The sequence below is a fragment of the Schwartzia sp. (in: firmicutes) genome, assembly GCF_978017985.1.
In genome coordinates this window covers 1-5728 of the sequence record NZ_CDXDFU010000023.1, presented here as the reverse complement: position 1 = coordinate 5728, position 5728 = coordinate 1, and the positions used below count along the sequence as shown (strand labels likewise).

The following is a 5728-nucleotide window of genomic DNA, read 5'->3' as shown; positions in this document are numbered from 1 at the left end:
GCATGAAGCCGACATTATGCTTTGTCACAGCATATTCATTTCCGGGATTACCAAGTCCAGCAATGAGTTTCAAAACTATCCCTCCATGTTACTTATCACTATTCTATCATACTTTAATAAAGCCAAAAAGAAGACCTAAGCCAATGATATAAGCTCAGGTCTCCAAATTATCAGTTGTTTAGTGAATCGGATCGCCTACAAGGAAGAAATATGCCAGCACAATGAATCCCAGTGCTATTCTATACCATCCAAACGCTTTGAAATCATTTTTCTTGATGTACTGAAGCAGGAACTTGATGGACAGAACGGAAACAACAAACGCGGTAACCATTCCGACAGCGAGAATCATAAGCTCCGTACCGGTATAATTCCATCCAAATTTTACCAGTTTAAGGAGACTTGCTCCAAACATAACCGGTATTGCCAGAAAGAAGGTAAATTCCGTTGCAACATATCTTGAAGCACCAAATAAGATACCGCCGATTATTGTTGCACCGGAGCGTGAAGTACCTGGAACAAGTGACAAAACCTGAAAAAATCCTATGATCAATGCTGTTTTATAGTCCAGTTTCTCAAGCTTTGTTACCCGCGGCTGGCGGCGCTTATTATAATTTTCCACAAGAATAAACATTATTCCGTAGAAAATCAAAGTAAAAGCAACAACCTGAGCAGTCATGAAATGCTCTTCCATGAATTTGTTAAAAGCAAGTCCTATAACTGCAGCAGGCATACATGCTGCAATGACCTTATACCAAAGCTGAAATGTCTGCTTCTTTTCTGCCTTGCTCTTGAATGAAGAAAAAGGATTCAGCCGCTCAAAATTCAAAACAACGACAGCCAGAATAGCTCCAAGCTGAATAACAACCAGGAACATATCCATGAAAGCCTTTGAGACGTTTAATTTTATAAATTCATCTACCAGAATCATGTGGCCCGTGCTGCTCACCGGGAGCCACTCAGTAAGACCTTCTACTATACCAAGAATAATGGTCTTAAAAAGTTCAACAAAACTGAAATCCACAATATCCCTCCTGATTTGCCTTAAATCAACAATAAGGTATTATACCACAAATCCAGAGAGTGTCACTGAAATTATTTTTTTGACGTTAAAAGCTGGGATAATGAGTAGCACATCATCTTGGCAGAATGTGCCAATGCCGTTTCATCAAAATTGAAATGTGAATCGTGATGTCCTGCAGCAAGCTCTGCTCCTACCATCATATAAGCAGCCTGACCGCCGTGGCTTTGAACCTTCTCCATGAAATAGGAGAAATCTTCACTGGCGCCGAAATCGCATTCTCCAACAATATTCTTGAAGACGCCTATTTCCTTTGCTTTATCCTTCAAAAAAGCCGCAAGCTCAGGTGAATTGCTTCCGCCTGCCGCACCGCCAACCTTCTTAATCTCAATATCCACGCCGTACATTGCTGCGGCAGCATTCAAAATTCTTGCAGCCTCATCTTCCATGAAATTGTTGATTTCAGTAGTTGAACCGCGTGTTTCAAGCTGTATGAGTGCTTTATCACCGACAACATTTCTTCCGCTGCCCGCAATAAGTTTTCCTACATTGATTCGCGAAACGCCTGCTGAATGACGCGGTATCGCGTGGAGATTGAGTGCTGCACATGCTGCCGCAAGAAGCGCATTTTTGCCTTCCTCCGGTGCTGCGCCTGCATGTGCCGGTTTTCCCGTAAACGTTGCGTCAAACTTCGTTGTAGCAAGGAAGCCTGTAACATCACAGGCAATATCTCCCGTGTGCTTCATTTTGAATCCAAAGTGTGCCCCCAGCAGATAATCCACATCATCAACCACGCCGTTTTCAGCCATGGCATGAGCACCGCGTACGCCTTCCTCTGCAGGCTGGAAAATAATCTTAAATGTTCCTGCCAATTCGTCCTTCAGTTCAGAAAGAATTTTTGCAACGGCAAGACCTACTGTGGTATGTCCGTCATGACCGCAGGCGTGCATTTCTTTTTCGTGTGTGGAAGAAAAACCCTGCTGATTCGGAAAATGATTTTCGTCACTTGTTTCAGTTACATCGTTGCAATCCATGTCGCAGCGCAATGCGACTACAGGGCCCGGCTTGGAAAAATGAATAACACCGACGACCCCTGTAAGTCCGCCGTTCATTTTTTCTACCAAATCAGGATTTGCACCCTCGCTTACTGCACGTTTCTGAGCATTGCGAAGAACCTCTTCTGACGGCAGTCCCATCATCGCTTCTTTTTTGACTGCCTGCTCCCCTATAAGAACTTCATAACCGTAGGAAGAAAGTTTTTCGGCAACCAAAGAAGCTGTACGGAACTCAGTCCATCCTGTTTCGGGGTGGCGGTGAATATCCCGGCGCTGTTTTATCAAATCGTCCTTCATTGCATCGACTTTTGTGATTATTTCATTCATGATTTCCATGCTTATACCCCCGATTTATCTAATAAAATGGACGCCGGTAAATTTACTCAAAATTTACGTCAGCGCCCTTGCTGCAACACTAGTATAGAACATACAGACAGAGAATCAATGAAACGAACTTATGTATTCGTGTATACATGGAATGGCTTTACGCCTTGCCCACGGAAGCACCATACACAACGAAATCATTTTCCCCGTCAAAACCTAAATATGAATTTAATGCATCATCATGAAAAGCGCCGATTGCACATGCGCCCAGCTTTTGAACGTATGATGCCAGATAAAGGTTCTGGCATACGTGTCCTGCGTCAAGGTAAAGATAACGCATAGCACGCATGCTGTACTTGTACGCCATTCTCTTGTAATCAGCCGCCCATAAAAATGTCACAGCACTTGTCTGTACCATTTTTTTCGACGTGAAGAACGGATATACCTCATCAATGATTTTTTCGCCAAGCTTAATTACTTCCAAAGCATGGTCAACGGCCAGGAAACGGTATAATCCCGGCTCAAGGCCCTCAACACGCTGTATAAAAAGATATGTTTCAAACGCGTGAGATGCTCCCGCAGACGGCACATTACGAATAGTAATGCCCTCCGGAAGAACCATTTTTATTCCCTGAGTGCACCAAAGCAAAAAAGATAACTGCTGCAGCGAAATCGGAGCATCGTTATACTGGCGCACAGATGCCCTGAGCTCTGCCAGTTCGAGAAAATTAACAGGGACATCAGGAAGAAGTCCCGGCTCAGGCAGCGGAATTATCTTTGCGTCAGCTGCGGGCTGCTTTTCAACAGCAGGCTTTGGCTCGTTGATATGAGGCTTGATATTCTCCAACGATGTTTCAAGCAGAAAAAATTTAGTGAAATCTGATTCAGTCATAAATAACCCCCGAATTACATTTCAGGTCTGACACCTGTTTTTCCTTCAAATTTGTGATAGCTTCCACCCTGACGGCGATTCATAAGCTCCCTGAAAATAGTTTCAGGTGAGATGTTATGAAATGCAAGCAACACTAAACAATGATACCACAAATCTCCCATTTCGTAAGTTATTTCGTCTTTTTTCATATTTTTTGAGGCAATAATAACCTCCGCAGCCTCTTCACCGACTTTTTTCAGGATTTTATCCTGCCCCTTGTCAAAAAGATAATTCGTATAAGAACCCTCTATCGGGTGAAGCTGGCGGTCCTGTATCACCTTATAGAGCTCGTTCATAACAGTTGCAAGGGGCTGCTTCTTTTCTTCCTCAACGAGAGCAATGCTATTGTCGCTGCCTACGAGTTTTCTTCCGCTGAAGCACGTATATGAACCCGTATGGCATGCAACACCTGTCTGATGAACCTTTACAAGAAGTGTATCGCCGTCGCAGTCATAGGATATTTCAAGTACCTTCTGGGTATTGCCCGAAGTCTCGCCCTTATTCCACAGCTTTTTTCTGCTGCGGCTGTAAAACCACGTATAGCCTGTTTCCAAGGTCTTTTCGAGTGATTCCTTATTCATGTAAGCCAGCATGAGAACCTGGCCGTTTTCTTCCTGAATAATCGCAGGCACGAGGCCTTTATCATCAAATTTAACCATAGAAATGTCAATCATAATCTTACCTCCACTCCACGTGATTTAAGATATTCTTTTACCTGACGTACAGTAAATTCGCCGTAATGAAAAACAGAAGCGGCCAGAACTGCATCTGCCTTACCCTCCGTAAGGACATCGTAAAAATGCTCCAGTCTGCCCGCGCCGCCTGATGCGATTACAGGCACGTTTACTGCTTCTGAGACAGCACGCGTCAAAGGAATATCATATCCGTTCTTTGTTCCGTCAGCATCCATACTGGTAAGCAGAATTTCTCCCGCGCCCAGAGCAACGGCTTTTTTTACCCATGATATGCAGTCAATTCCCGTAGGCGTACGGCCTCCGTTAATGTAAACCTCCCATCTCTCTTCACCGCATTTTCTGGCATCAACTGCCAAAACAACACACTGACGCCCGAACTTTTCGGCGCCCATTTTAAGGAGTTCGGGATTATGAACAGCAGCGCTGTTCAACGAGGTTTTATCCGCGCCGGCCTTGAGCATTGTCCGCATATCCTCAACAGAACGAATCCCGCCACCTACAGTAAACGGGATAAAGACCTGTGATGCGCACGCTGCAGCAACATCAGCCATAGTATTTCGATTCTCGTTTGATGCGGTAATATCGAGAAATACAAGCTCGTCAGCACGCTCAGTGTCGTAACGTGATGCCAGCTCTACCGGATCTCCCGCATCACGCAGTCCGACGAAATTTGTACCTTTAACGACACGTCCGTTTTTTACATCAAGACATGGAATTATGCGTTTTGTCAGCATTACGCACGTGCCTCCTCAAGTGCTTCCTTCAAATCAATTTTTTGCGTATATAATGCTTTTCCGATAATGAGTCCTGTGACTCCATCCTTCTCATGCTCTTTTACTGCATATACATCATTCATGGAAGAAACACCGCCGGACGCTACTACAGAGACACCTGACGCCTTTGCAAGCGCAACGGTCTCATCAATGTTGATTCCGTTGAGAGTTCCATCTTTTGAAATATCTGTATAAATAATAGTCTTTACTCCAAAGTCCGCCATCTGCTTTGCCAGGTCTATAGCAGAAACCGTACTGTCGGTTCCCCAGCCGTTGGTTGCTACCATACCGTTTCGTGCGTCAATCCCAACAACAATCTTTTCAGAACCAAACTCCCTGCATGCCTCTTTGACCAGCTGCGGATTGCTTACAGCGGCAGAGCCAAGAATTACACGGAATAAGCCTATATCCAGGGCTGTTTCTATATTATCCATGGTACGTATACCGCCGCCCAGTTCTACCTTTAACGAAGTATTCTCAGTAATACGGCGTATTATGTCCGCGTGAACGGAGTGTCCCGATAAGGCACCGTCCAAATCAACCAGGTGGAGATAACATGCTCCGCAGGCTTCAAAATCCTTTGCGACTGTTTCCGGAGTATCCGAAAAAGTTGTGCTCTGAGCAAAATCGCCCTTAAACAGACGGACACACTTACCTTCATGCAAATCAATTGCCGGAAAGATATCCATTCCAGTCATCCTTTCAATAATCGAGAAAATTTTTTAAGATTTGCAACCCAACATCACCTGATTTTTCAGGATGAAACTGCGTAGCCAAAATGTTTTTATACGCAACCGACGCGGTAAGCTTCTCACCGTATTCGGTTACAGATGTAATTATATCACTTTTATCCGGTACAGCATGAAAACTGTGTACAAAATAGACATAAGGCTGCCCTGATAAACCTTTGAACAGCCCATTGTCCTGATTAT

At 44.3% G+C, this 5728-nt stretch carries 7 protein-coding genes and 1 pseudogene; all 8 read right to left on the bottom strand.

Annotated elements, in window-relative coordinates:
- A pseudogene (locus tag ACY69O_RS01025) lies at positions 1 to 73 on the bottom strand (aminoacyl-tRNA hydrolase); the annotation flags it as partial.
- Positions 74 to 178: 105 nt separating this feature from the next.
- Positions 179 to 1021, bottom strand: a complete 843-nt coding sequence (locus tag ACY69O_RS01020) for an undecaprenyl-diphosphate phosphatase (protein ID WP_462331612.1) — start codon at positions 1019 to 1021, stop codon at positions 179 to 181.
- A 71-nt stretch (positions 1022 to 1092) separates the two neighbouring features.
- On the bottom strand, positions 1093 to 2409 hold the full coding sequence (locus ACY69O_RS01015) for an amidohydrolase (protein ID WP_462331611.1): 1317 nt from the start codon (positions 2407 to 2409) through the stop codon (positions 1093 to 1095).
- 148 nt (positions 2410 to 2557) lie between these two features.
- Positions 2558 to 3289 carry a SagB/ThcOx family dehydrogenase gene (locus tag ACY69O_RS01010; RefSeq protein WP_462331610.1) on the bottom strand — a complete coding sequence of 244 codons (732 nt, stop codon included), beginning with the start codon at positions 3287 to 3289 and terminating at the stop codon, positions 2558 to 2560.
- A gap of 14 nt (positions 3290 to 3303) precedes the next feature.
- The gene (gene hisIE / locus ACY69O_RS01005) at positions 3304 to 4005 is read right to left on the bottom strand and encodes a bifunctional phosphoribosyl-AMP cyclohydrolase/phosphoribosyl-ATP diphosphatase HisIE (protein ID WP_462331613.1); all 702 of its coding nucleotides are present in this window, start codon (positions 4003 to 4005) and stop codon (positions 3304 to 3306) included.
- Entirely contained in the window at positions 3999 to 4757 is a 759-nt protein-coding gene (gene hisF / locus ACY69O_RS01000; protein WP_462331609.1) for an imidazole glycerol phosphate synthase subunit HisF, read from the bottom strand. Before hisF ends, hisIE begins: the two co-directional genes overlap by 7 nt.
- A complete protein-coding gene (gene hisA / locus ACY69O_RS00995; RefSeq protein ID WP_462331608.1) occupies positions 4757 to 5485 on the bottom strand; it encodes a 1-(5-phosphoribosyl)-5-[(5-phosphoribosylamino)methylideneamino]imidazole-4-carboxamide isomerase in 729 nt (242 codons plus the stop codon). The genes hisF and hisA overlap by 1 nt, the downstream gene beginning before the upstream one ends.
- A 13-nt stretch (positions 5486 to 5498) precedes the next feature.
- Positions 5499 to 5728: glutamine amidotransferase-related protein (locus ACY69O_RS00990; RefSeq protein WP_462331607.1), on the bottom strand; the 230-nt coding region annotated here is incomplete at its 5' end.

Bases quoted from the DNA above. Each gene is read 5' to 3' on its own strand.
- ACY69O_RS01015 (WP_462331611.1), bottom strand. From the start codon at position 2,409: ATGGAAATCATGAATGAAATAATCACAAAAGTCGATGCAATGAAGGAC.
- ACY69O_RS01010 (WP_462331610.1), bottom strand. From the start codon at position 3,289: ATGACTGAATCAGATTTCACTAAATTTTTTCTGCTTGAAACATCGTTG.
- hisF (WP_462331609.1), bottom strand. From the start codon at position 4,757: ATGCTGACAAAACGCATAATTCCATGTCTTGATGTAAAAAACGGACGT.
- hisA (WP_462331608.1), bottom strand. From the start codon at position 5,485: ATGGATATCTTTCCGGCAATTGATTTGCATGAAGGTAAGTGTGTCCGT.